The following is a 25,622-nucleotide window of genomic DNA, read 5'->3' on the forward strand; positions in this document are numbered from 1 at the left end:
AGGCTAGGTGACTTCGTTATTCAAATAAATATTGTTTAGCAATGCCAGCATCTGCCCAACCATCCCGGCTAAATCCACTGAAGCATCCCGAGTAATCTGTGGCAAAGTTGCCAGGCGGTTGGCCACCTGCCAGCCACTGCTGCCATTGATATACAGCAAACTGTCCGCCTGATTCAGTGCGACCTTTGCCGGGAAAAATTGCCAGTAGCCGCGATCGGCCACGTAGCGGGCCAGCTGACCGTTTTGGTTTGCCCACTCATTGCTACCGGCGGCAACTAGGTGGCGGTCGCCATCGCTGGGGGAGCCGGGGGGATCGTTCTGTATCCCCAGCACTTCAATCTGCAAAAGCGCGTCGATGATATCCAGGGCTTGGTTTAGGCTGGCGGCTTGGTCCAGTGTGCCTTCGTCGGCGTAGGGTATGGCGTTGTTGAGTGTGTTGCTCATGGCCCTTTTATCCTGTTTATACCGTGATTTCCGCGGCCGGGCCTGCGCCAGTGATGCTGTTAACTTGGGCAACTTGGATAGTGGCAGCCCCCAGGTCGGCGATTGTCAGGCTAGTGGCGCTGGTGTCGGTGCTATCGCCACTCACCGCTACCCGGTAGCCGGTAGCCGGTAAATAACTGGCTTTGATCGTAGGCGGCACGGCTACCTAAGCGCCCCGCCCCAACCCATTCGATGGTGAGCTGGCTGCAACTGCAGTTTATACTGATGCATTATCAACCAGGGAGGGACTTAATAATGACAGTCAAAAGATGGGGTTTTGGGTTGTGTTTGGCACTACTGGCGTTTCAGATACAGGCGGGAGGGTCGTTGACCCTGGTAGAAGGCATGAAAGTGATTCCAGTCACTAAAGACGATGGAATTGACAACCTGACCATAAGGATATTCAGCGATAAATTTGGCGAGGCCATTTGGCTGAGTGCGCAGCATTTCAAAAGTGATAGGAAACTGAGCCTCCCGATCAGTGCGGCCGAGGATCTTCACCAAGCCCTGCAAAAGGCACAGCGTTGGGGTGATATCGCCCGTAAACACAAAACCGAGATGACGAAGCCACTGGCCTGTATTGGTGATGACCCCACCGGCGACTGCAATGAGGCGGGCGTGAGCGTTCAAAGCAATCAGATAGGTATGCTTTTTGATGCCCAAGAAGAGGGTAACGTCAATTTTCTTATTGTGAGCTTCCGCAGTGGACCGGAGCAGGTTCGCAGTGTCTTCGCCCTGGACGAAAAGAATCTGGACTATCTGGTCTTGCAGGTTGCAACTTGGCAGCAAGGGTTGGAGAAACTGCGTAAGCAGAGATCGAAAGAGGCGCTTTTTGAGTAGTAAAAAAACAGGAATAGTCAGACATGGTTGCTCTCAATTCATGACATAGAAAGCAATCTAACCCACCTGATTATCCCAAAGCACCCAACATCTGCCCAACCACTCCCGAAGTATCCCCAGTGATCTGCGGCAAAATCGCCGGGCGGTTGATATACAGCAGGCCATCCGCTTGATTCAGCGCGACTTTGGCGGGGAGAAATTTCCAGCAGCAGGGGGCGGCGGGCCAGCTGGCTATTTTAATTTGCCTGTCGCCGCTACCTGTGTCGACGATATAGCGAGCTCCATCAGTCGCACTGGCCGGGGGAACGTATTGGATCCCCAGCACTTCGATCTGTAAAAGCGCGTCGATGGTATCCAGAGCTTGGTTAAGGCTTGCGGCTGGGTCCAGGGTTCTCCCTGCGGCATAGGGTATGGCGTTGTTGGGTGTCTTACTCATGGTCCTTTTATCCTGTTTATATTGTTATTTCCGCAGCCGGGCCGACACCGGTAATGCTACTGATTAGGCTCACTTAAATAGTGGCAGCGATGATCAGTCTAGTGGCACTGGTATCGGTGCTATCGCCATTCACCGCTAGCCGGAAAAGAACTAACTCTGATCGTAGGCGGCACGGCCATCGGGGCCACCCCTAAAACCAGGCTTTAATAGGTCTCTTACAATCGTGGATCAGTTTGTATTTTTGCTCGCCTCAATCAATATTCACTCTATCAATACGGCAGCGTCCCCCCTGAAATAGCACCATGGCACCCGCTGTGAACCCCAGATAATTGCGAGATAAAGTTATATCTATCTCGCTGCGCTGCTTCCCGATCATCACTTCATGCATAATCAAAGCGAATTACCCATCAAGCGGGAATTAAAGATATTCCAAAGCTCCAATTAACCCATCCGCTCTATCACCCTCACCTAATTTACACTGCGCAGTTACGGCTCTGTCACCTATTCATCACCTGCTATCTTGCTTTAAGCAGCAAAGCTGAAGCTGGGGGAGGAAGTGGTTATGTCTGTCATGTGCCGTTTGGCCCTTTTGGCAGTAGTTTTTGTAGATCTGATGGCTCAGGGATTGCTGTTCCCGATCATCAATGAACTGGTTATGTCGACAAAACTCCTATTCCTACCTACTGATACGCCACAATCAACTCGGCACTTGTACTATGGAGATGTGATCGGCAGCTTCTTTCTGGCGTGGTTTGTTGGGTCCATATATATCGCCAAGCTACCTGACAGCATTGGACGCAAAACTGCCATGGTGCTGTGTTTGGTGGGGGCTATTGCCGGGTACGCGATCACTGTTCTCTCTTTGCTAAGCAATAGTCTATGGCTTCTTATTCTAGAGCGAGTGATCAGCGGCTTTTACTGCGGGAAACCAGCCTATTGTCCAGGTAGTAATAGTAAAGGTTATCAATGGTTTTAAAAGATCGAATCGAACCCTAGAAGTCCTTAATCCCAAAATTACTGTGTCACTTTTCGGATTCTCTGTACTATTGAAATCAATTATCAAACCAAAATACTATCCGTGCGCAAACGGTATCATATTCACCCTCCAAAGCCTCAAGTAACTTTATAACAACTCTAAAATCAGCCGGCAGTCTATTGAAGTGAAAACCAGTAGTTTCTACTGTTTGTAGGACTTCAGCTAAAGTTAAATAGGATGGGCTATGCCAATCGGTTTCAGATATCCATTTATTTTCCTGGCCATACAGACTTCTATAGTGTCCTCGCCCCTCTGCAATAATTTTATCTGCATCTTTCCTATCGATATAATCCAGAGTTCTTAAATTTTCATCCGGCTCTCGTACATAGTTATAGAATTCCCGGCAAATCTCATCAGACAATATATTTGGCAATCCTTTATTTGAATAAAGCAGCCCGAACAGCTCTCTATTTCTCGCAATATCAATACTACCTCCCTCAGCAAAAGCTCGCATATATGCTACATCCGAAAAATGCTCTTTATGACCAAAGCTTGTTTCTACATATAAATGTATATCTCGACCCATTTGCGACCTATATCTACTCTTGATAACATAAAAACGACACTTAAGTCGTCCACCAAAATCCATTATAAGCAGCATTCTTTCCTGAGTAATGTTTCAACAAGCTTGCCTGGCAAGATTCTGCACTACCAGTTCAATAAATGTACGGAGAAAAGCAGTGTTGAAACCACATCCCAGCCTGTTAACTAGCATTTTTCCGCAAAGTGTTACAGAAAAGAAAGCGCCCCCCATACCTATGACACCTCTCAATTATCAGCTGGAGCGTCAGAGCTATACTCCGCCCCTCAGGCTTCTCACTTGAGAATCTATCGCTTAATTTTACCGGGTCCACTCCTGCCTTTAAGGCGGAATAACACACAATCACTATTCTTGGGTATAACTGTGAATGGGGCTCAGGCATTCGGCACAATTTCTTGTGAATCTAAAGCCCTACTAAGAAAAGGAAACACTATTTAAACTTCAGGGTTATACTCCTGGCAATATAACTGAGACCGACAACAAAGAAATTACTAATGGAAAACCAAGATCTAGAATCTATCGCAAACCAGCTTTCATGCCCTGAGGGAGAGGCTGGCATTGAAATGGGCAACAAAATGAGTATGCTCAATCAGCTTATTACCAATCAAACCATTCAAAAGTTATCGCCGCAAAAAGATGAGTCAATCGTCGAAATCGGACCAGGTAATGGGTCGCTGTCGCTACCGATATTGAGCGGGTTAGGCATTAATGGCCACTATTTAGGTATTGAAATGTCAGAAGTTATGGCCAGTGAACTTCGAGAAACACTAAGAGGCAGCCAGTGTGCAGCGGAAGTAATTTGTGGTGACTGCCTGGAAGTCCAGCTTAAAGATGGAAGCGTTGACGGTGTTATCGGAGTTAATATTCTGTACTTTATCGACGATTTATTAAGCTTTTTCAGTCATATTAGCAACTGGCTTTCACCTGGAGGGCGAGCAGTTTTCGGGATTCGTTCAGATAAATCGCTCAAAAAAATACCCTTCACTCAATTTAAATTTCATATACGCTCTACGGAAGAAATTAAATCTCTTATGAAAAATGCGGGCTTTGATACCGTAGAGTCCTATTACTTTGACGAAGAACAAATTCCTTTTGAAAATACAACTGTACCAGCTGATTCGGTTATCATTGTTGGGAAAAAATCCATCTACACAGCGTGAAATACAAGCTCAACTGCAAAGGCGGTATCTCGTAAAGTATCGCAAGGTAGATACCGCCTTTTGATGTTCCTATTTTCAAAATCTAGAATACTGAATAGACGGCCAATTACCCTCTGATACGCCCTATTATTTGCAACTAAAAAGCTCCCTCCGAAGTTGTCAATTGATGCCACTGCCCTCCTAGAGTATAAAGATTTACGTAAAATTTCAGCCAGCACCCCAACTATGCGATACTTTCACCCCAAAAGAAGTGAAAAGAAAACAGGGAAGACCCATGACCAAATTCACACTAACTCTGGTAGCGATTTTATTGGTTGGCTGTAGCTCAGTCACTCAGCTCTCGGAAAAAACGGCAGGGGAAATCAGGCAGGCCGTATCTATCCAAGCTAGTGGGGAAAATTCTGGTACTCAGTTCTCAGGACCGAAATTACAGGCCACTACTGATGGCTCTGACCTGAACCTCTACTACTACAACCTCCGCGCATTTGAACCCGCTGCTAACGAGCCAACGAAGTACCATCTACAGATCCATATCACCTATCGCAAGGCGTGGCGTCACTATGAGTCTGCGGAGTTAAATGGCGGACAACCAGTAGAGACGGCCCCTATTAACAAAAATGTCCTTCAATGCGTAAGTGGTAATGAATGTATGCTTGAAGAGATTCTGGATATTGCTCTCACTGAGGAACAAATACAGGCTTCGGTGCGCAATCGAGATAAACTCAAACTTAAACTGAGAGCAAGATCCGGGCACAGCTCTACCATTGAGGTTCCAGCAACCTACTTGCTTGGTTTTTACGCTGCGGTTGCCAATTACGAGGGGTGACTACCCCTCTCCGTAGGCAATAAATGTTGACTAAGTGCTCTTTTGTGGGGACTGAGAGTTTCCTGCCTGGCAATATGCCTGTGCAGTCTCCGCCAGACCTTCACCTAAGGCCACCGGGGGGGTCCAGTCAAGCAACTCTTTGGTTTTAGTGATATCCACTTGTAGTGAACCGCACAAGCGCTCGGCAACTGCCCCCCTTCCTATTAGCTTCAGCGCACTGGTGAGTGCGAATTGGGGAAGAGGCAATAGTCGAGCATCACATCCCATGGCATGGGATAAACCACGCAACAAATCTGTTACCGATACATCCATATCATCAGATACCAGAAATACCTGGTTTGCCGCATTGGGGTGAGAAATGCAAACGCGGATCAAGTCGATCAAATTACCGATAGATACCAAGCTTCGGCGATTATTAATAGCCCCAAGTGGCAGTGGGATTCCCTTGGTAAGCCAACGCATCATCACTTGGAAGTTCGCCTTGACCCCAGGGCCATAGACCAGAGGTGGGCGGATAATAACGACTTCCATCTCTGTTGACTCAGCCAGCTCAAGCAGTGCGTCTTCGGCCTCCTTCTTTGAAATCCCATAGGGATCCGTAGGATCACATTGTTCATCCGCATTAAATGGTAAGCGGTTGTCGGTAGACTCCCCGTTAACCTTAATAGAACTAAGATAAATAAAACGTCTAACACCAGATGAAGCCGCCTGCTGTGCCAGCTTGATAGTGCCCCCGACATTCACCCGACGGAATTCCTCCAGAGGGTTAGCAGATGTCTCCGTCATTACATGGACACGTGCTGCGGTGTGAATGACTGTATCTATATCAACAAGCCCCTGAGCCCAATCCGTATTGCTTGACAGGTCACCGATCTGAAAGCCGCCCTCAACTTCCCGGCGATACACCGGCAAAACCTGGTAACCGTCTTTGCGAAGCTGCGGCAAGAGTGCGGTTCCCACAAAGCCACTAGCGCCGGTTAGTAATATACGTCCTTTCAATGGAGGCCTATTTCTCAGCTGTAGAATTCACGTTAGTTTACACGGACCACTTTTTCGACACACCTTTATCTCGTCAACTACATAGCGAACATGACAAGCTATCAAAGCATCGCTGTCTATTAGAAGTCTATTCAATACCACAAAGGCGTTCTTTATCAGTAATAGCATTTTTAAGCCGAGCCCGGACATTCTTCAGGGCTCTCCCATGTGGAGCTTGAGTATCCGGCCTGCCCCAACGGGCCTCCCAGGCTTCCCTGGCTTGTAAACAGGCTTTCGCTTGCTTGTACTTCCAGTTCGCCTCCTCGCAAAGAGACAACCCTTTGGGTGACTGACGATCACAAATCTGGTGGTATTTTTTATGGGCTATCTTTTCCTGAAAGTTCTTGGCAGTAGCACCTTCAAAGTGGCGGATCGGTGGAGCTTGCACTTTCCTATCCAGGCCAACCTGCTTATCCGCAGCACTATCCAGGTAGAGCACGCGAAAAGATGTAACAAACAAATACTCTTTAATAGCATACTGATCACGACCGGAGCTGGTTGATAGCCCTAAGGGATGGGGGGTCGCAAGAACAAGGGGGGGCATTGCCAGCAGGAAAAGTAGCAAAGTCAACAGCAACCAAAATGGCCGCCCAGTCGAGGTCTGTGTTGGCATTGAAGTATGAAGCCTCCCTAAATTATCTACCTACGGCAGTGAATTACGCATTGTGAAGGCCAAATGAACAACACACAGAAGTTTAGTGAACCACCTTATCACTCCCAAATCAGCCTGGAGCTACAACACTGGCTGTGAACTACTGTACCCAATAAGTCAACACAACAGGCAAAATAAAAATGCTCATAATAGTTGAGAGGAAAATAATACCGGATATCTTGGGGGTATCTTGGGGGCGATAAATAGATATCCAGAGGTAAGTACTAACAGCACATGGCATAAGGGATTGCAGAATAAGCACCCCTCGCATAGCACCAGTAAAGTTAAACAGATTTGTCAAAATAAGCGCGACGGCGCCACCGAGAATTATATGTCCAATAGCAAAGACCAATCCAATCTTAGTATCACCCAGCTTAATTTGGGCCAAGCTATGTCCTAGGGTTAATAACATTAGAGGGATTGCCATACCGCCCAAAATATTAAGAGATGACATAACGGGCTTTGGTAAACTTATATTGAAAATCAATGCGACTATAGAAAAAACCACACTGTAAATTGCTGGGCTAAGCATAATTTCCTTAGCCGACCAGCTACCCGATGTTACTCCAGGGGCAACAACAAAGAAAAAGATCATTCCCACAACAACAAAAGCAATTCCGTATAGAACTCCCGCATGTCCAAATGCTAACGCACACACTGCAAGGCCTATATTGCCTACATTATTCATACTTATACAAGAAAAGTAAGTACGTATATTTTGCCTAAATAAAGATAAGAGTAGAAGGGCTAGCACTGACATCAACGAATACATCAGGAAGGCGGCCAGCAGCATCCATAGAAACTTACCCAATACTATCTTCTGGCCCAGCATATGATCCAATATCAGCGCCGGATAACCAATATGGGCCATTAATTTGGATACCATTTTGGAATTTAGTTCTTGCTTACTTGCCGCAAATAGGTATCCAATAAGAACACAGATAAATACAGGAATAATAACTTCAAATATGTTCTCAAATAGGGTTCTCATCGAACATCAAACTCCCTCTGCCCTACTTCTCAGCACTGCGTAACAAGCACCCCTTTAATACGCTGACAGCCCCACTAGAGCCCACAGAACACACAAAAAATTCGATAATATATTTACCTTTAAATACCCCACAGAATTACGCAGGCAAAATTGCGATACTCTGACGGAATTTCAAGTGAGAAACAGCAACCGTAAAAAATGCCTATAAATTCAGCTGCAACTCCTTAAGGTTTAAGGTCGGAGTGATCCATATTTCAGCATCAAAGGCCGCAAAAAATTTTTCATTATAGGTCATCAGCTGATCTTGACAGTTCTCCTCAAAGATAAAAATTGCTGCCCGCTTTCCTTGCTCCAAAAAGAAGTAAGAAGCCTCAGGATTGGCTGAGGCGATAAAATCATTCATCGCCACAGACATACTATCATCAGCAATGGACTTATTGCCGGCCTTTGCCGGTATCAGGAGTTTCATTAATAGGCGCATTTTGATCCTGGCTGTTGTCAAGGTTATAGGATCAAAACATAGCCTTTTCACTATCCAGCTGCGCTGAATTAAGTGACAATTCTCAGAGTATATCAGTGGTAATTTACAACTGATATTCAGTAAGTAGCCATTTCCTTCCTGCCAATAGGATTATTACCTGCAAGAATATTCAAGACTCAGCTCAGCAGCATGACCCAAGGGAGAGCAGCCACACTTTAGGTAGTCACCAAATCACTGGGATCTCTACCCTTCTTTGACTTACGCTCAACCCACTTAATCCACTTTAAGTCCTCTACCATGGTTGTATAGATTACCGGCACTAAGAATAGTGTTCCAAAAGTAGCCAGGATAAGGCCGCCAATTTGTGCAAAACATAATGGCCGCCAGAGAGGGCCTCCATGAATAGCTAAGGGGATCAAGGCGCAGGTAGTCGCCGCAATAGTGATTAAAATGGGTCGTAGCCTAAGAATACCTGCGTCAAGTAATGCCTGACGAAGCGAATCTCCTGCAGCATGACGCATCTCAATAAAATCAAACAGAACAATAATATGGCTGACAATGACTCCTATTAGGCTCACTATTCCTAAAAACGCCATAAAACCAAATGGCTGGCCGGATATATATAGGGCCATCAAAGCACCAACCATACCCAATGGCACAGTGGCAAATACGACCAAGGGCTTTATCAAACTGCTAAATTGAAATACCAAAGCTAAAAAAATTGCACTGGAAGAGACGGCCATAATCATTAGCAACTGCAAAAATCCATGTTTTGTACTGGCCGCATCTCCAGATATTTGCAGTTGATATCCCGCAGGAAGCGATTCAGAGAATTCTTTCAACTCATCTTTAATATTAGCCATAATATCTGATGAAATAAAACCGGCATATGGAAATGCATATACCGTAATCGTTCGAAACTTCTCCAATCGATAGATTCGCTCTGTCGAAAAGAGAATGGAAGTGGTTGCCACTTGTCGCAATGGAATATGAATATCGCTATCAGATGCGAATACATATAGATTATTGACATCCTCCAACTGTCCACGTTCCGCCAATCGAAGCTGAGCAACAATAGGTATTTCCTTATCTCCCTGACGCAAGGTATCCACTGTAGACCCAGTAAAACCTGAAGACGATGCCAGAGCGATATCAGCATTGGTTACGCCCGACATCTCAGCTCGATCTTCTAGCACATTCATATTCATTACTAGACTTTTTCCTGCCCAATCAGCGCGAACCACGCGAGCATAGGGAGATTTCTCAATAATCTCTTTAACTTTTTCAGCATATTCTCGCAGAAGTGCTATATCCTTCTCCTCCTCCAAAGACCCAACAGCAACTCGCCCAGAAACTCTTATCTCAACAGGGTGATCAACTGTACTTGTTTGTAGCTGGCGAACATCTAACTCCGCTCCAGGAATTCGTTCAGAAAGAGCAGCCTGGATAATTGGAACCAGAATAGGTGTCAGATACTTATCACTTAATCGAACGATAATCTGCCCATAATTGGATTGCTTTTGTTGAGGATTGGAGGTGTACCAAAAACGTGGCGCTCCACCACCTAAAGTGCTGCTAATCCCCTCCAATATGGGTCCGTCACTATTTTTTACATGCTCCCGCTGATACTCTTCGATAGTTTCTCTAATTATTTCCTCTGCGACCTTTGCTACATTATCCGTTGCATCAATACTCGCATCATTTTGCAACCAGATATCAACATAAAATAAATACTGAACATCAGCGGGAAAGAATGCATTCCTCAACTGGCTTTTTATAACAACACCCAATACAAGGATGCCTAAAGCAATTAATATAACAATCTTTCTGTTACTAATAGCCCAATCTGCTGTTCGGTAGTAGTGCCCGGTAAGCCCCTCTTTCCGCCGCACCTCCAAACTGCGCTCCGTTTGATCCGGCGGGCGTAATAACGTATTCCCAAGAAAAGGGATAAATGTCATGGAAACAATGCGGGATGCAACCAAAGCACAAACCATCACAACAGGAAGACTATGTAGAAAATCTCCCTGGTTACCCGTTAGCAATAAAAACGGCAAATACGCAACAATATTTGTCAATGTCGCAAAAAAAATCGCCTTAGCCAGCAAAGTTGGGCCCAACCAAGCAGCAATAATTGAGGGTTTACCGGATGCCATTTGTCGTTTAATCGCGTCACTCGCCACTACTGGATCATCTACCAAAAGGCCCAGAGCTATTATCAACGCAGCAATTGACACCTGTTGAATATCTATCCCCAGCAGCTGCATAAATCCAAAGGTCATTGTCAGTGTTACTGGTATAGATATCATTAACAGTACAGCAGATCTCCAATCTGAAAACCCGATAAACGCAATTATCACAACTAAAATAATCGCCTCTATCAAAGCTTCTAGAAAGAGGCTTACACTCTCTCGCACTTGACGCGGCTGATCAGAAACTCTTTCAATAATAAGGTCTTTTGGTAAATCAACCTTAACCTTTTCCAAGACTGTGCTAACATTGCGACCAAGCTCGCCTATTTGTTTTCCATCCAGCATCTGCACAGAGAGGTTAATGCTGCGACTACGCTGCCAGTCTCCATTTTCATCTTTATTTACGTAGTAATTTAACAGGGGCGGTGGTGCTTGATACCCCATAATAATATCGACAATTCCTCGCAAATATACCGGCGTTCCTGTATCACTCAAAGCTACCGGGACATTGGCAATTTCTTCATGGTTATTAAATTCACCACTGGGCATAATCGCGATACCCAGATCATCCGAAATAATGGTGCCGCCGGGAATAGTTGTATTGCGGGCATTGAGAACAGGGGCAATCATATCCGGTCGCAGCCCATAGGAGGCCAACCTCTCCTGCGAATACAGAAGTTTCACTTCCTGAGTCAGCACACCAGTTCTTAACACCCTTTTCACTTCAGGAATGGCTCTTATATTTGCTGCAATAAGATCAGAGAAATCATCAAGTTGACGATAGCTATATTTCGCACCTGCCACTTTCATTAAATTGTCACGAGTATTGGCTAGATTACGAACTACGAAAGGGTCCCAAGCATCGGGAAAAAAGCGCTGGGCACTTAGCCTATCGGATAGGTAGAGCTTGGTAGCCGCTAGTATTTCACTGTTACTTTTATCAGATAAAAAATCCACCCCAAGGTAGCCAGCCCCATTTAATACTTCAAAATTCGTTCCGTATCCTTGGGCCTCCAGCCAGTTAGCAAAAATCCATAGGCCTGTAGCAGAGTACGTATCTGCTAAAGACAAAGGAAGGGCAACAACAATACTCACCCGTCCCTTACTATTTGACTCTTGCCCTCGAACCTCTGAAATACCTTCCCTAATATCCTCCGCACGTAATGTAATTTCAGTTGGCCCTGCACGGGGGCTAGCAACACTGAGTAATATAGCTGCAGTATCACCAAACTCCGAGTTCAGAGAAATTTTGCTAGCTCCAGATGGCAATTGCTGCTGAGCATCAATCAGCTTCAGATTAAGATCATTAAATGCCTTGGTAACATCGGTTTTCGGTGCCAACTGCGCTTGTACGATAGAGACACCATTTAATGTAAGGGACTTTATTGCAAAGGTCCTTGAGTCTGGCTCGTGAAGATATTCACTCTGCGCTATCGCCTCTTCAACTTTCCGAGTTACCAACTCTTCAACTCTTACTGCAGATTGTCCACGCCAATGAGTTGTTGCTACAGCAATACGCACAGGAATATCTGGATCTTTGCTTTTCGGCATAAAGAGATAAGCAACCACCCCCCATACCAGGATAGTGACCAGCAATGCAGCGGAAATACTCGGGTTGTCTACAAAAAAACGAGCAGTATTGAAACGGTGGTGACTTTCCGCCTCAATAATTTCTGCCTGTCTTTTTTCTTCCTGATCTGTCATTCCCTAACCCTCAAGGCACGACAATTATAGCTTCCCCATCTCTGAGCTGGGCAGCACCAGTTGATACAACCTCCTCGCCCTCTGTTAACCCCTGGATAATTACAATATCATTGCCAACCACTTGCCCCGGGAGCACTTTTCTTAGTTTTGCTCGCAATAATTCCTTGTCTCTTTCCAGCACAAATACAGCGAATCCTTTAGATTTACCAGGATGAGCTACTAAACATGAGAGAGGTATAACGACCCTATCTGGAGGTATCGGTATTTTATCCAGGGCCAAAGACATAATCATTCCTACCCGTAATTGCGCTTTTGGATTGTCAACAGTGACCGTAATTGCGAAAACTCTGGTGCGGGGATCAGCCATGGGCGAAACTTCAGTGATCATGCCCTTGAATGTAAGGTCTGGTAAAGACTCTGTACGCAATGACACCACACTGCCCAGTGGAGCATAACTCAACACGATGTCCGGTACGGAAAATACAACCTTAACACGGGAAATATCAGCCACAACGAAGCCAACCGACTGCGAGTGAACCAATGTGCCCACCTCAATGTTACGTTGCAGGATAATTCCAGTCAGCGGAGAGCGCAGTACTGTATCTCGTAACTCTTCCTCTGCCCTGTCTAAATGGGCCTTACTGCCAACTACTGCTGCCTGCGCAATTTCATACTCTTCCCTGGCTGAATCATAATCAGGCGCGGTAATACTGGCAGTGGCAAAAAGCGCAGTTGCCCGTTTGTAATTGAGGTCAGCTTTACGCCTCTCTGCTTCTGCTTTACTCACATTTGCAGCGGATTCCACCACGCGATCTCTATATTGCTCGTCATCAATCTTCGCCAATACTTCATGGCGTTTAACGTAATCCCCTCCTTGCAGCAAACGAGTCTGCCCGAGCGCCTTTCGCGAGGGTATTACACGTACATAGCCCTCTGTACGGAATGCTACATCAACTTGCGTATAAGGATTGACGACTGCGGAGTAAGGATAACCAGCTGCTGCGTCTTGCGAGCGGGCAACAAAAACTTCCACCGGTGTGGGCTTTCTCTCCGGTGGTTGGCGGTGGCAACCACCGACGACCACTAATAAAGCGATAATGCAGAGGCTGATAACACGCATTTATCACACCTCCCCCACCGACCGTTCATATTCAGCCAGTGTTCCCCATACAGACAGTACCGCTCGATTGTAGTCGCTATTCGCACGAAAAAGCTGCTTCTCCGCCTCCAGGACATCACTCAGGACGGCAGCTTGTTCGCGGTAACGATTTGTCATTACCCGTACTTTTTCCCGATAAGCGGCTTGTAATTCCCGCGCAACCCCTACAGACTCTTGAGAAGTGCGCAAGCGACGCAAGCTTTCACGAACCTCTATTTCTATTCGATTTCGAACCTCTTCAGACTTTTTTTCCGCTTCGAGAATTTTATTGGCACGACTGGAAAGTTCATCCCGTTTCCGCCCCCAATCAAAAAATTCCCAGCGCATCTCCAGGGCAATGAAAGCTTCAGCATCGGGTATTAAACTGACGTCATAAAGCTTTAGGTATTCAATATTCAAATCTACTTCGGGGATATACTCGGACTTCTTCACATCGTAACTATATTCAGCCCGCTCAATCGACAGCTCTGATTCAGCGAGATCTGGACGCTGCTCAAAGGCAAGTCCTAAAGAGGTTTCGACATCGAACGCTAAATGATGTGGGTTTGGTAGACTCTGAATATTGAAGGGCGTTTCAACATCCCGGGCCATCAACGCATTGAGACGCTCCTTCGCTGTCGCCATCTCATCGATAAGGCGCTGGCGCTCCAGCCTGCGCTGGGCCAGGCGTGCTCGCACATCCAAAAGTTCATACTCGAGGGCAACTTGTTGTGCAACATAATTCCCTACAAGTTCACTCAAAGAAGTCAGGAAGATAATGGCTTCATCCACGGCCTGTAAATCACCAAGGATTCTGCCAATTTCAAAATACTGGATCTTGGTGAGGTAGCCTATATCCTGCTGCACCAAGCGAACCTTTTCCTCCGCCATTTCAGTGACAACGTAGCCCTCACAAATCTCTAGCTCTATTGTGTATAGCTGTGTGATAGGTTGGGTCGCGCTGACAGAGAAGGTCTTGGTCACACCTTCCTCTGATGTGATCTCTATATCCCTAGGAGGGATAGGGCCTATCGGAGAATTCTGCACAAAAACGCCACGATCAAAGGTGTACCTCTGGCGTGTTAAGTTATCGATTATCCCTGCATTCATTTCCAGCCGGGGATAGCGCTTTGTTTTTAATGCCTCGACGTCATCCCAAACCTCATTAACTTCAAGCGCAGCCGCCTGAACCCGTAAATTAGCTGTCACTGCCAAATCGACGGCATCTTCCAGGGTCAAAACAGGCTCGCTGGCATAGCTCCAGGCTCCGCCGCCAGTCAGCAGTATTGCGAGCGCGCACTCGAACAACGGCCACCTCTATTTCCAGCAACAATTTAAATCTGCTCACTGCGCAAATAAATTTAGGATCGAGTAAGTATATCTGTTGACAGCCACTGGCCGGACTGCTGGCCCCAGACTGGCGGATTCCTATTTATCCCCTTGGATAATATTCATATTTTTAATAACTTAATGAATTTATATTCCACCGACTCGCGACTAGAGATTCATTTTCGAAAACACCAGCACCTCTTAGAGCGGATAACCCCCACCCATCAGTTTTCCGAACAGAAACTGTGTAGACGCCATAAAGAAGCAGCACCTGTCGCGATCCTTTAGCTAGGCTAGTTAATGGCGGCAATCAAAACCGTATTTCTTTGGTTCCGTGGAAAACCCTATGGCGGTGAAGTTTATTCCTCTATTGATTCTCGCGGTTTGCACTATCGCCGTGGCTGGGGTGTTGAGCTTATTGGTTTATTTTGACCTGGATGATCAGATTATTGAGCTGATGCAGTGGCTCAATGAGCAGGGCTGGCAGACAAGTTTGCTATTTATCTTAATTGTGGCCGCAGCAATCGTCTTTTTACTCCCTGGCGTAATTTTTACCATGGGGGCGGGGTTTGTATTTGGCGTTATAAAAGGAACTCTACTGGTTATTGCCGGCACCGTACTTGGGGCAACCCTCGCATTTCTTATCGCCCGCTACCTTCTCGGCGAGAAGCCCTCTCGGTGGGTTATGTCTCATATCAAGCCCGCGACTGTTGGCGAAGTGATTCGTCGCGAGGGCTGGCAAATGATTATGTTGACCCGACTGGTTCCCCTATTTCCCTTCAAGTTGTCGAACTACTTCTTTGGACTGACTCCAGTTCGACTGCGTGACTTTGTAATCGGAAATGCCCTGGGAATTATCCCCCTTACCTTGCACAACGTTTATATCGGCTCCATCGCAGCAGATCTCACCTCCCTGGGCAAGGTTGAGGAACGCACTCCGGTTCAGTGGGGATTTTATATTGCCGGATTCGCCCTGGCCGTCATCGCACTAATCGGGCTCACTCGAATGGCTCGTCGTGCATTGAAAAGAATTATTAAAGAAGAGGACCTCTGATGCCTTGGATGAAATGGCTGCCTTGGCGCTTCTTCGTACGCCGCTTTGCCACCGCTCACGGTTTCCTTGATCCACTCACATTGATGGCGCATCTACAGCGCTTTGCCGAGCCTTCAGAGGTGAGTGAACCCATCGAGCTGCTACGCGCAGGGGCGGTATTTCACGCTCGAGCACTGATCAACAGTAAAGTCATACAACACAACTTGGACTGGGTGTGGCCCTACTGGATTCAGCGCCAGTTCGATCCCTATGACAAGTCGTTTATCCCCCGGGCTTTTTCCATTAGCCACTGTAATTTGAGCCACCGCAACTGGACTGCTGTAGGTATACCCGACTGCGAAGAACTGCCGATTGTCGACCCCCGAGGCCTGCTTACGCCCCACTACGATGGCTGGTCTATCGATGTCTGGGTCATCAGTGATAGCGGTGAAGAGCTAATGCCTTCCACCCTCGGCTTCTGCAATCAGCGCCAGGAGCTGGGAGATGATATTGCAATAGTTACCGAATCCCATCGTCGGGGCCTTAAGTTGCACAATAGGGCCTCAGCAAGCCTGCTCCAAGGCCACTCTCGCTGTGTGCTTGAACTCAATGCCCAATGCCCGGGAGGCGGCTGGCTAATGGTGGTCTTGCGACCCTGCAACCCTGAAGGCGTCAGCTTTGTTCACAAGGTTCGCCTGGGCGATAGCGGGCGCAATTGGCTTATTGAAGACAAGGCCGCCGTAGAGTTCAGCCAGCCGGTAGACAAACACCTGGCATCCAATTACAAGCGCGGCGATATCTACCTCCATCTCCGAGACAAAGAGAGCAATCGCGAGGGGCTCTGCGATATTGGCATGGCCTCCGCTGCCGCTATGTTTCGCATCGAAGACCGAAAATCCCGCAAGATTGAGGTTGCTATTCCCCTGGTCACAGAGGAGAGTAAACAGCGCTCTCCCCTTTGCTGGGAACATGTCCTGGAAGGCCACTGCGCCCTGACCGTTCCCGACGAAAAGTTTCAGTTTCTCTACGACTCAGCAATACGCACCCTTATTCTCCACTCTCCCAAAGATGTCTACCCGGGTCCTTACACCTACAAACGGTTTTGGTTTCGGGACGCGGCATTTATGATTCAATCGCTGCTTTATGCCGGACTGACAAACCGCGCAGAAAGAGCTCTGGAGCAATTTCCCCACCGGCAAAAACGGGATGGTTTTTTTCACTCCCAGGACGGCGAATGGGACTCCAATGGTGAAGCCCTTTGGATCTTCAATCTCTATTGTGAATTAACCGGCAAACCCTTAAAGCAGCCGTGGTGCGAGCCTGTCGTCAGGGGTGCCAAATGGATTATCAACAAGCGCCTGCCGAATGATGGCAGCCCCTGTGGGGGGCTGCTACCAGCGGGATTCAGTGCAGAACACCTGGGCCCCAACGACTGCTACTACTGGGACGATTTCTGGGGTGTCGCCGGTCTGCAGAGTGCCGCCAGTATTTGCACGCGCGAAGGTATGGATGACAACGCCCATCGCTTCAATACCGCGGCCAGCGACTTCCAGCGCACTATTGATCAAAGCTTGCAGGATGCACAGGACCGCCTGGGCCGCCCCGCGATGCCAGCCTCACCAAACCGGCGCCTGGATGCCGGTGCCGTAGGGTCGATCGCCGCAGGCTATCCCTTGCAACTCTACCCACCAGAGGACCCGAGGTTGGTAGACCTGGCGGAATACCTGATGGAAAAGTGCTTTGTGAGCGGCGGGTTTTTCCAGGACATGATCCATTCCGGCATTAACGCCTACCTCACTCTCCACATTGCCCAGGTATTGCTTCGCGCTGGAGATGCCCGCTGTATTGACCTTATGCGCAGTGTCGCAGAACTGGCATCGCCAACAGGGCAATGGCCGGAAGCCATCCACCCCCATTCTCTCGGCGGATGCATGGGGGATGGACAGCACGCCTGGGCAGCGGCTGAGTGGGTGGCGATGCAACGCAATTGCTTTGTCCGCGAAGAGCAGGACGCTCTGGTTCTCATCTCCGGGCTTCCCCCCGAGTGGCTCAAAGGTACTGACTCAGATCAGCCCATCCGCTTTGGGCCCGCGCCAACCCGGTTTGGCTCGGTCACCCTGGAGATTCAACCAGGCTCCACGCCAACGGTCTCTTGGGCTGCCGATTGGCATGGTAAGCCCCCACCTATCGCCATTAAGGCCATCGGCTTCCGGCCAGTGCTGATCACCGACGAATCACAGAGTGTGGAGTTGAGCCCCAAGTGAATATCGTGATGCTCACCAACACCTACTTACCTCACGTGGGCGGCGTTGCGCACTCCGTCGCCGCTTTTAGTGAGGAATATCGCAAACGTGGGCACAAAGTACTGGTTATCGCACCCGAGTTCCCGCAAAAATCTGACGATGAAGAACATGTTCTGAGAATTCACTCAATCCAGAATTTTAATGGCACCGACTTTTCCATGGCACTGCCATTCTCAGGCGTATTGAATGATGCCCTGGATAAATTCCGTCCGGATATCCTCCATGCCCACCACCCTTTTCTCCTGGGGCTGACTGCCCTACGTATTTCGCGAGAGCGCGAGCTACCGCTCGTTTTTACCCATCACACATTGTACGAGCACTACACCCACAACTTGATGGGAGATTCACAAGCGCTCAAACGCTTTGTAATGGAAGTTGCCACCCGCTTTGCCAATAAAGCAAATCTGGTCTTAGCCCCAAGCCTGAGTATTGTGAGACTTCTCCGGGAGCGAGGGGTACAAACTCCAATCGCGGAAGTCCCTACGGGAGTGCACCCAGAGCAATACGCCCATGGAAAAGGAAATAAGCTCAGGAAAAAACTGAAAATACCTGCATCAGCATTCTTGTTGGGACATCTGGGCCGCTTCGGGAAGGAAAAAAACCTGGTTTTTCTTTGTCAGGCCGTCGCCAAATTTTTACAGGAGTATCCATCCGCACACTTTCTTCTCGCTGGCAGCGGCCCATTGGAAGATCAGCTCCAGCAGTTTTTTACCGACAAAAAATTAATGCAACGTGTACATATGCCAGGGAAAGTCATTGGTGATGCCCGCCGGGATGTCTATAGCGCGATGGACACCTTCCTATTTACTTCCACTACTGAAACCCAAGGTCTAGTGCTGTCTGAGGCGATGGCCTCTGGAGTTCCCGTGATCGCCCTGGAAGCCAATGGATCGAGAGATATATTGAAGCAAGGTATTAACGGCTGCCTGGTAACCAAAGAATCGCTGAATGATTTTGTGGCGGCGATACGCTGGTTCCACAACCTGTCTAACGACCACCGCCAGCAGATGATTAAGGAAGCCAGAATAACGGCCCAGGATTTTTCCATGAATAGCTGTGCCCAGCGAGCACTGGATCTCTATCAACCCCTCGTGCACTACAACTGGCCGCTTGATAACTCTATTTATGCGCGATGTATACGCACTGGAAAATTAATCACCATACAGTGGGAGATTTTCGAGGGCTTCACAGAAGCCGCAGGCGCAGCCTTGAATCAACCACCCAAGCGTTAGTCCAGAAATTATGTTAAGCCGTATCGGACTATCAATCAGACGCTGGCGCCGCCGACTCAGTCGCAGCGAGTGGATTACTCGCTTGCTCGGACTATCCACCAACCCAAATAGCCCCCATGCTCCGGGGCTAATTTTGATCCAGATTGACGGACTGGCCTACCCCGAACTTCTCAAAGCACTGGCCCGAGGGCGAATGCCATTTCTGAAGCGGCTAATCAGAAAAGAGCACTATCGCCTGGAGCATATGTATCCGGGAGTCCCATCGACAACTCCTGCAGTACAGGCCGAACTTTTTTATGGAGTGCGCCAGGCCGTACCTGCATTTGGCTTCCTCGTCCACGAAACGCAAAAACTCGGACGGATGTACGATCCTGAGGTTGCCGCCCTGGTCGAAAAAAGAATTAAGACTCAACACCGCGATCCACTGTTGCGTGGGGGCAGCTGTTATCTCAGCCTATTTAAAGCCGGAACAAAAACCGGTGAAGCGCACTTCTGCCCCGCCGACCAGGGATGGGGCCCGGCACTGCGCGAAGCCAGCCCCATGGCAATCGCCATTCTGATTGTCACCAATATTTGGAGCCTTGTTCGCACTACCGCGTTAATTTTGATCGAGCTGGTTTTATCTCTAGTCGACTGCGTACGCGGGATAATCGGTGGCCAAAACCTGATTAAGGAATTGATGTTTATTCCCACACGGGTCGCCATCACCATTCTCACTAGAGAGCTGTGCACCATGGGGGTGAAAGTTGATATCACCCGCGGCCTGCCGGTTATTTATATCAACCTGCTCGGTTACGATGAGCAGTCCCACCGGCGTGGGCCGCAATCGGCCTTTGCCCACTGGGTATTGAAGGGGATAGACAGTGCGATAGCCAAAATCTGGAAGGCCGCTCACAGCTCTGAGCGACGGCACTACGACGTATGGATTTTTTCAGACCACGGGCAGGAACAAACAGTGGCCTATGAAGAGGTCAATGGGCGCAGTCTTGGCGATGCCCTTTCGGAAGCTCTATCCAATTTACCTTCAGCGCCGCAGATCAAATCTACCACTATCCCCAAAAAAGTCCGTTTCGAGCGAGCTCGACTGTTCGGCAGTGAATGGATGGACAAAAGCAGCATCGAGGAGGAATCCACGCAAGAGGGCGATAGAACGCCTACTGCCATAGCGGCCCTGGGCCCAATCGCGATGCTGTACAACATTGATCTGAACGGTACCAGCCGGGCAGATGCCGCCAAAAGAATGGTGGAGCAAGCCAAAGTGCCCCTAGTACTCTATCTGGAAGACCCATCCTCCCCCGCTTCCTCACCAGTGCATGGGTGGTGGAAAGATGGCCCCATCAAGCTTCCTGAAGACGGCCGCAAATTGATGGGGGACGAACATCCCTACCCGGTTGAAGCCTCAGAGGATATGGCCAGCCTGTGCCGGCACCCGGACTCTGGCGACTTTATGATGTACGGCTGGTGTGCCGGTATGCGGCAACCCATGACTTTCGCCATGGAGAATGGCAGTCACGGCGGCTCTGGCCCCAATGAAACCCATGCCTTCGCCCTGATGCCAGAGGATATCCAGCCCCCAGATCCCAGTCGGGGCTATTGGCGCCCGCAGGACCTGCGCTCCACAGCCCGCGCCTACCTCCGTGGCGCCCGCCCCATGAAGGTAGATAACCACAGGATGCCAAAAACTGTTTTGCGCATCATGACCTACAACGTGCACAGTTGCCGAGGGCTGGATGGCAAGCTCTCCCCGCAGCGAATTGCCCGGGTAATTGCCCGCTATCGCCCGGATGTGGTGGCATTACAAGAACTGGATGTCATGCGCAAACGCACCGGAGGCCTCGACCAGGCCGAAAGACTTGCTCGCCTGCTGGCAATGGACCTGCACTTCCAGCCCACCATAAATATGAAAGAGGAGCGCTACGGTGATGCGATCCTCACCCATCTCCCGGCCCGGCTCATCAAGAAAGGGATTTTGCCCGGCCCTCCCTCCGGCAAAGGGGGACTTTTTAACCCCGCTGCAGACGAACCGCGTGGAGCAGTTTGGGTGGAAATCGAGGCCAATGGCAAACCTATCCAGATTATCAACACCCACCTGGGGCTATCCCGTGCAGAGCGGCTGCGTCAGGTAGATGCCCTTCTCGGCCCCGAATGGCTTAGCAATCCCCGCTGCACCGGAGAGCGAGTGCTGCTGGGGGACTTCAACGCGCTACCCAACTCTGCCGAGTGCAAGCGACTCGGAGGCTATCTCAGGGATGCCCAGGAACAGGCGCCCCGCCACAACCCCAAAGGGACCTTCCTCAAGGTCCGTATCGATCACATGTTCCTAAGTGCGGGACTCAATGTGAAACGGGTACGGGTGCCCAGGACATCGCTGACCCGCCAAGCCTCAGATCACCTGCCATTGATCGTGGATATCGACCTACCCATCAAGGGTGGAAAGTAATCGATCTCGGTTTATCGAGCCCCACACTCTTCGCACCCTCCAACCCGAGCGATAACACTTGAAAAATGCCCCACAGCCCCCACAATAAGCGGAGAATATTTGAATAAATCCTTTAAAAATATAGGGTTTTTGTGAATTCATAGAGACTGGCAGACGGACGCTAAAAGGGTTTTCCCGACTTGAAGGTCCCCACTGCGAGCTATATGATTCTTCTATCACTTAATAGCAGGAGTCGCTAAATGCAACCGCAAGCTTATACTCAAACCCGCGCACTGGATCGCTCGGAATCGGCGAAGGTGTTGCGCAATACCTATGCCCTACTGGCAATGACCGTTCTCTTCAGTGCCATTACCGCCGGTATTTCCATGTCTATTGGCATGGGTCGTGGCATGAGCCTGGTCTGCTCCCTGGGAGCCCTGGCCCTCATCTGGTTCGTATTACCGCGCACAGCAAATTCCGCCGCAGGCGTTGGTGTTGTATTCGCATTTACTGGCCTGCTAGGCGCCTCACTTGGCCCAATGCTTAACCACTACTTAAGCATTCCTGGCGGCGGTCAGATCATTATGCAAGCCCTGGGCACCACTGCAGTGATCTTCTTTGCACTGTCTGCCTATGTGTTGACTACCCGCAAAGACTTCAGCTTTATGGGCGGTTTCCTGGCTGTTGGCCTGATCGCGGTACTGGTATGTATCCTGGGTGTAGTCATCGCTGGCTTCTTCGGCATCCACATGCCGCTGTTTAGTGTTGCCCTGAGCGGCGTAATCGCCCTACTGATGTCTGGTTTCATTCTCTACAACACCAGCCAAATCATCAATGGTGGCGAGACCAACTACCTGATGGCGACTGCCTCCCTGTACCTGAATATCCTCAACCTGTTCACCAGCCTGCTGCATATCTTTGGATTTGCTTCAGACGACTAAGCAACAGCCTTGTTGAGCAAGTCACAATGCCCCGCACCGCGGGGCATTTTACTATTTGGCCCCCTATGAAGTTTTCCCTAGCCATCTACTCAGCCCCCCACAGCACCCAGTCTTCATCCAGTGCACTCCGGTTTGCCAAAGCCCTCCTAAAGCAAGGCCACGAAATTTATCGAGTGTTTTTCTACTGCGACGGCGTGCAAAACAGCAATGCCATTGCCGCACCTCCCCAGGACGAAACTGATCTGACTTCAGAGTGGCAGGCACTGGGCCACCAGCACCAATTGGACCTGGTAGTTTGTATTGCCGCTGCCCAACGTCGCGGCGTGCTGAATCAGAGAGAGGCCGAGCGTCTGGAAAGACCCGCCGCCAACTTGGCAGAGGGTTTTGAGCTGGCTGGCCTCGGCCAACTCACCGACGCTGTCGCCAATTCCGATCGCCTGATTACCTTTGGAGGCTGAGCATGAGCACTAAATCATTGGCCCTATGCCGCACCGCCCCCTACGGCAATGCCCTGGCGCGAGAAGGTATCGAAGCCGTACTGGCAGCGGCGGCGATGGAACAGGACATGGACCTGCTATTTCTCGGCGATGGGGTATTCCAGTTGCTGGACCAGCAATCACCTGCGGATATCGGCCAGAAAAGCCTGCGACGCAATTTGCAGGCTCTGCCGATGTTTGGCATTGAGCAGTTTTTCGTTTGTGAGAAAAGCCTTGCTGAACGCAATATCACCCTGGAGCAGATCCAGGTTGCCGGCGCCGAGACTAAAGCCGTTAAAGATACCGGCTCACTGATCAGCGCCTATCCCACTGTATTGAGCTTCTGATATGACTTTGCATATTGTCAGTAAATCCCCTTATACCAGCAGCGCCCTTAAGGAATGCTTGGGTGCTTTTGCCCAGGGTGACTCGCTCCTGCTTATTGAAGATGGTGTCTATGCGCTGAGGCACGAGGCTCTGGAAACGGTGCCAAGTACCCAAATTTTCTGCCTTGAAGCAGACGCCGCTGCCCGTGGCCAACAGCAACTTGCAATAAACATGGATAGAGTGGAAATGATCGATGATGCGCGCTGGGTACAGCTCTGTACCGAGCATCAACCCATAGTCAGCTGGTTTCGGTAACAAAAAATGAGCAACCTAGTAGTCAATGGCCAGGAAATCCCTTTAGACAAAGAGGGTTACCTGCGCAACCTTAGCGACTGGAATCGGGATGCCGCCCTTCAGTTAGCCAAGGCTGAAGACATCGAGTTAACCGAGGAACACTGGCAAGTTATTGAGCTGTTACAAGAATTCTACCGCGAATTTGAACTCTCCCCCGCTATGCGCCCGCTGGTGAAATATATTGGCCAGCATCTCGGCGCAGAAAAAGGCCGCAGTATTTACTTGATGCAGCTCTTCCCCCCAAGCCCAGCTAAAGTGGCCAGTAAAATTGCCGGCTTACCTAAGCCGACCAACTGCTTGTAATCCCCTCGCAACACTTGGCCAGGTAAGCTAGAAACAACCTGGCCGGCAGACCACCTAAATGGATTTTATCTAATCACCATATAAGGTCAGTGCTTATTTGCGAGTTCTTTGCCTCTAAGGCTCAAATCCATATGTGCTGCAAACAACGCCCATGACTCAGGGTCCCAGCGGTTTGCTAAACCTTACCGGGCAGAGGGCTTCCATCTCCAATCTTTTGCCGATTTAACTCGGCGCACGGGGTGTCCAAACCGTGTATCCCTAAAGCTCCAACAAACTCTTATCCTCCACGTTAACTGTTGCCCCACAAAGCACCAAAGCCTCACGAAAAACTTCAAGATCGCGGTGAAATCCGGTTGGGCCCTCAGCGTGACAGCGTAGCCGATTACCCTGCTGTTCAAATTCATAAAAAGTAGGACGACTATAGTTACACCAGTCGTCCAGCACTTTATCCATCAAAGCCAGGGAGTCTGGGTTAAGAGCTTCCAACCGCTCTTCGAGGTAAGCGCCCAGCTGTCCATCACACAAACCTTGAATTAAAACTACCCAGTCTGACAATTGGGCCTGTGGGACATTAATATCAATAGCAAATTGATTGTCACTCATACTCAGCAACCACTTCTTGCCAGATTTTTTTAATACTAGGGTCTACGGGGTTATTAGCAATATGACTGTACAGCTCATCTAAAAACTCAAGTTTTTTATCTTCTTTTTCACCCACCTTTTGGCCAAGCAATTGAAATCTAGCCTTTAATAAACACTTTATAATTTTCCCGCACCTTAGTGCCGGCTCTGCCGCATGAGGTCCAACATCACCCACTTGATCTATGCAGGAGAAAAAATAAGCTTGTCGATCAATGATAGGAGTATAAAAACCATCTTCAACATATAAGATTAACCCAGATAACTGCTTAGCCAATAAATCATATAGATCAATTTTTAACTCTATAATTTTCTGATTACGACCTATAGGAACCCGGCTTTTAATTACTGACTGATAGCTTTTAGGGTGAAAATAATCAAAGAATCTTAACCGTGACTCCTGATCCCAAAAAAAATCTTCATAATCACTTGTTAGACTATTGTAAAAATACCGCTTAAATGCCTCAGGTTTTACCCTTTCATCCATAAAAGCAAAGTCCCAGCCCTCTGCTTCTTGCAGAGGAAAATATAAGACAATAGATCCTCCACGGGCCAACCCAAAATCTTCACATACCCCAGTTAAAAAAGCATTTTTTATTTTTAAAACCCTTTCTCGGCGATTGTCCTCTTTTAAGAATGCTTCAATGGGCTTCCAACGCTCTAAGCGCTGAGATATCCATTGAGGGTCTTTTGTAAATTCCAAATCGGGCGAAATCAACATATCTAATCCTCTGCAACGGTCACATCA

At 48.7% G+C, this 25,622-nt stretch carries 26 protein-coding genes and 1 pseudogene; 13 read left to right on the forward strand and 14 right to left on the reverse strand.

Annotated elements, in window-relative coordinates; all coding sequences use genetic code 11:
- Positions 1-3: 3 nt before the first annotated feature.
- Together ACJJII_RS20130 and ACJJII_RS20135 are read right to left on the reverse strand one after the other, a co-directional pair.
- Positions 4-444 (reverse strand): DUF2793 domain-containing protein, encoded by a 441-nt coding sequence (locus tag ACJJII_RS20130; protein ID WP_444917485.1) that lies wholly within the window; start codon positions 442-444, stop codon positions 4-6.
- A gap of 16 nt (positions 445-460) precedes the next feature.
- Positions 461-643: a hypothetical protein gene (locus tag ACJJII_RS20135; protein ID WP_444917486.1), complete on the reverse strand. Its 183-nt coding sequence runs from the start codon at positions 641-643 to the stop codon at positions 461-463.
- Positions 644-738: 95 nt separating this feature from the next.
- Between ACJJII_RS20135 and ACJJII_RS20140 the strand changes: the two genes are divergently transcribed.
- The gene (locus ACJJII_RS20140; protein WP_444917487.1) at positions 739-1,323 is read left to right on the forward strand and encodes a hypothetical protein; all 585 of its coding nucleotides are present in this window, start codon (positions 739-741) and stop codon (positions 1,321-1,323) included.
- A gap of 70 nt (positions 1,324-1,393) precedes the next feature.
- On the opposite strand, the gene ACJJII_RS20145 is transcribed toward ACJJII_RS20140, so the two are convergent.
- Positions 1,394-1,759: a DUF2793 domain-containing protein gene (locus tag ACJJII_RS20145; RefSeq protein WP_444917488.1), complete on the reverse strand. Its 366-nt coding sequence runs from the start codon at positions 1,757-1,759 to the stop codon at positions 1,394-1,396.
- Between the two features lie 562 nt (positions 1,760-2,321).
- On the opposite strand from ACJJII_RS20145, the gene ACJJII_RS20150 reads away from it, so the two are divergent.
- Complete coding sequence (locus tag ACJJII_RS20150) at positions 2,322-2,735, forward strand: MFS transporter (protein WP_444917489.1); 414 nt, start codon at positions 2,322-2,324, stop codon at positions 2,733-2,735.
- A gap of 76 nt (positions 2,736-2,811) precedes the next feature.
- Here the strand turns inward: ACJJII_RS20150 and ACJJII_RS20155 are convergent, their stop codons facing one another.
- A complete protein-coding gene (locus ACJJII_RS20155) occupies positions 2,812-3,321 on the reverse strand; it encodes a hypothetical protein (protein ID WP_444917490.1) in 510 nt (169 codons plus the stop codon).
- 509 nt (positions 3,322-3,830) lie between these two features.
- On the opposite strand from ACJJII_RS20155, the gene ACJJII_RS20160 reads away from it, so the two are divergent.
- Together ACJJII_RS20160 and ACJJII_RS20165 are read left to right on the forward strand one after the other, a co-directional pair.
- A complete protein-coding gene (locus ACJJII_RS20160) occupies positions 3,831-4,496 on the forward strand; it encodes a class I SAM-dependent methyltransferase (RefSeq protein ID WP_444917491.1) in 666 nt (221 codons plus the stop codon).
- A gap of 274 nt (positions 4,497-4,770) precedes the next feature.
- On the forward strand, positions 4,771-5,322 hold the full coding sequence (locus tag ACJJII_RS20165) for a hypothetical protein (RefSeq protein WP_444917492.1): 552 nt from the start codon (positions 4,771-4,773) through the stop codon (positions 5,320-5,322).
- A 30-nt stretch (positions 5,323-5,352) separates the two neighbouring features.
- Here ACJJII_RS20165 and ACJJII_RS20170 read toward each other — a convergent pair whose 3' ends face one another.
- The 8 genes and pseudogenes from ACJJII_RS20170 to ACJJII_RS20205 form a co-directional block, all read right to left on the reverse strand.
- Positions 5,353-6,321, reverse strand: a complete 969-nt coding sequence (locus ACJJII_RS20170) for a UDP-glucose 4-epimerase family protein (protein WP_444917493.1) — start codon at positions 6,319-6,321, stop codon at positions 5,353-5,355.
- A 127-nt stretch (positions 6,322-6,448) separates the two neighbouring features.
- Positions 6,449-6,973, reverse strand: a complete 525-nt coding sequence (locus tag ACJJII_RS20175; RefSeq protein WP_444917494.1) for a hypothetical protein — start codon at positions 6,971-6,973, stop codon at positions 6,449-6,451.
- A gap of 139 nt (positions 6,974-7,112) precedes the next feature.
- Positions 7,113-8,003, reverse strand: coding sequence for an AEC family transporter (locus tag ACJJII_RS20180; protein WP_444917495.1), 891 nt, complete (start codon positions 8,001-8,003; stop codon positions 7,113-7,115).
- A gap of 202 nt (positions 8,004-8,205) precedes the next feature.
- Positions 8,206-8,484, reverse strand: a complete 279-nt coding sequence (locus ACJJII_RS20185) for a hypothetical protein (RefSeq protein WP_444917496.1) — start codon at positions 8,482-8,484, stop codon at positions 8,206-8,208.
- Positions 8,485-8,699: 215 nt separating this feature from the next.
- Positions 8,700-11,771 (reverse strand): efflux RND transporter permease subunit, encoded by a 3,072-nt coding sequence (locus ACJJII_RS20190; RefSeq protein WP_444919288.1) that lies wholly within the window; start codon positions 11,769-11,771, stop codon positions 8,700-8,702.
- Between the two features lie 36 nt (positions 11,772-11,807).
- Positions 11,808-12,380 (reverse strand): annotated as a pseudogene (locus ACJJII_RS20195) (efflux RND transporter permease subunit); the annotation flags it as partial.
- A gap of 10 nt (positions 12,381-12,390) precedes the next feature.
- Positions 12,391-13,500, reverse strand: coding sequence for an efflux RND transporter periplasmic adaptor subunit (locus tag ACJJII_RS20200; RefSeq protein WP_444917497.1), 1,110 nt, complete (start codon positions 13,498-13,500; stop codon positions 12,391-12,393).
- 3 nt (positions 13,501-13,503) lie between these two features.
- On the reverse strand, positions 13,504-14,826 hold the full coding sequence (locus ACJJII_RS20205; RefSeq protein ID WP_444917498.1) for a TolC family protein: 1,323 nt from the start codon (positions 14,824-14,826) through the stop codon (positions 13,504-13,506).
- A 367-nt stretch (positions 14,827-15,193) separates the two neighbouring features.
- On the opposite strand from ACJJII_RS20205, the gene ACJJII_RS20210 reads away from it, so the two are divergent.
- The 9 genes from ACJJII_RS20210 (at position 15,194) to ACJJII_RS20250 (ending at position 24,235) form a co-directional block, all read left to right on the forward strand.
- The gene (locus ACJJII_RS20210; protein ID WP_444917499.1) at positions 15,194-15,901 is read left to right on the forward strand and encodes a TVP38/TMEM64 family protein; all 708 of its coding nucleotides are present in this window, start codon (positions 15,194-15,196) and stop codon (positions 15,899-15,901) included.
- Positions 15,901-18,144, forward strand: a complete 2,244-nt coding sequence (locus ACJJII_RS20215) for a glucosidase family protein (RefSeq protein ID WP_444917500.1) — start codon at positions 15,901-15,903, stop codon at positions 18,142-18,144. Before ACJJII_RS20210 ends, ACJJII_RS20215 begins: the two co-directional genes overlap by 1 nt.
- Entirely contained in the window at positions 18,141-19,415 is a 1,275-nt protein-coding gene (locus tag ACJJII_RS20220) for a glycosyltransferase (protein ID WP_444917501.1), read from the forward strand. The genes ACJJII_RS20215 and ACJJII_RS20220 overlap by 4 nt, the downstream gene beginning before the upstream one ends.
- Before the next feature lie 10 nt (positions 19,416-19,425).
- Positions 19,426-21,855 carry an endonuclease/exonuclease/phosphatase family protein gene (locus ACJJII_RS20225; RefSeq protein ID WP_444917502.1) on the forward strand — a complete coding sequence of 810 codons (2,430 nt, stop codon included), beginning with the start codon at positions 19,426-19,428 and terminating at the stop codon, positions 21,853-21,855.
- 239 nt (positions 21,856-22,094) lie between these two features.
- The gene (locus ACJJII_RS20230; protein ID WP_413662363.1) at positions 22,095-22,775 is read left to right on the forward strand and encodes a Bax inhibitor-1/YccA family protein; all 681 of its coding nucleotides are present in this window, start codon (positions 22,095-22,097) and stop codon (positions 22,773-22,775) included.
- A gap of 65 nt (positions 22,776-22,840) precedes the next feature.
- Positions 22,841-23,233: a sulfurtransferase complex subunit TusD gene (gene tusD, locus ACJJII_RS20235; RefSeq protein ID WP_444917503.1), complete on the forward strand. Its 393-nt coding sequence runs from the start codon at positions 22,841-22,843 to the stop codon at positions 23,231-23,233.
- Positions 23,234-23,235: 2 nt separating this feature from the next.
- Positions 23,236-23,598 (forward strand): sulfurtransferase complex subunit TusC, encoded by a 363-nt coding sequence (tusC, locus tag ACJJII_RS20240; RefSeq protein WP_444917504.1) that lies wholly within the window; start codon positions 23,236-23,238, stop codon positions 23,596-23,598.
- 1 nt (position 23,599) lies between these two features.
- Positions 23,600-23,893 carry a sulfurtransferase complex subunit TusB gene (tusB, locus tag ACJJII_RS20245; RefSeq protein WP_444917505.1) on the forward strand — a complete coding sequence of 98 codons (294 nt, stop codon included), beginning with the start codon at positions 23,600-23,602 and terminating at the stop codon, positions 23,891-23,893.
- A 6-nt stretch (positions 23,894-23,899) separates the two neighbouring features.
- On the forward strand, positions 23,900-24,235 hold the full coding sequence (locus tag ACJJII_RS20250; RefSeq protein WP_444907987.1) for a TusE/DsrC/DsvC family sulfur relay protein: 336 nt from the start codon (positions 23,900-23,902) through the stop codon (positions 24,233-24,235).
- A 258-nt stretch (positions 24,236-24,493) separates the two neighbouring features.
- On the opposite strand, the gene ACJJII_RS20255 is transcribed toward ACJJII_RS20250, so the two are convergent.
- The gene (locus ACJJII_RS20255; RefSeq protein WP_444917506.1) at positions 24,494-24,838 is read right to left on the reverse strand and encodes a hypothetical protein; all 345 of its coding nucleotides are present in this window, start codon (positions 24,836-24,838) and stop codon (positions 24,494-24,496) included.
- Entirely contained in the window at positions 24,831-25,595 is a 765-nt protein-coding gene (locus ACJJII_RS20260; protein WP_444917507.1) for a hypothetical protein, read from the reverse strand. The genes ACJJII_RS20255 and ACJJII_RS20260 overlap by 8 nt, the downstream gene beginning before the upstream one ends.
- Positions 25,596-25,622 lie beyond the last annotated feature (27 nt).

Source organism: Microbulbifer maximicatervae (SeqCode), assembly GCF_052467825.1.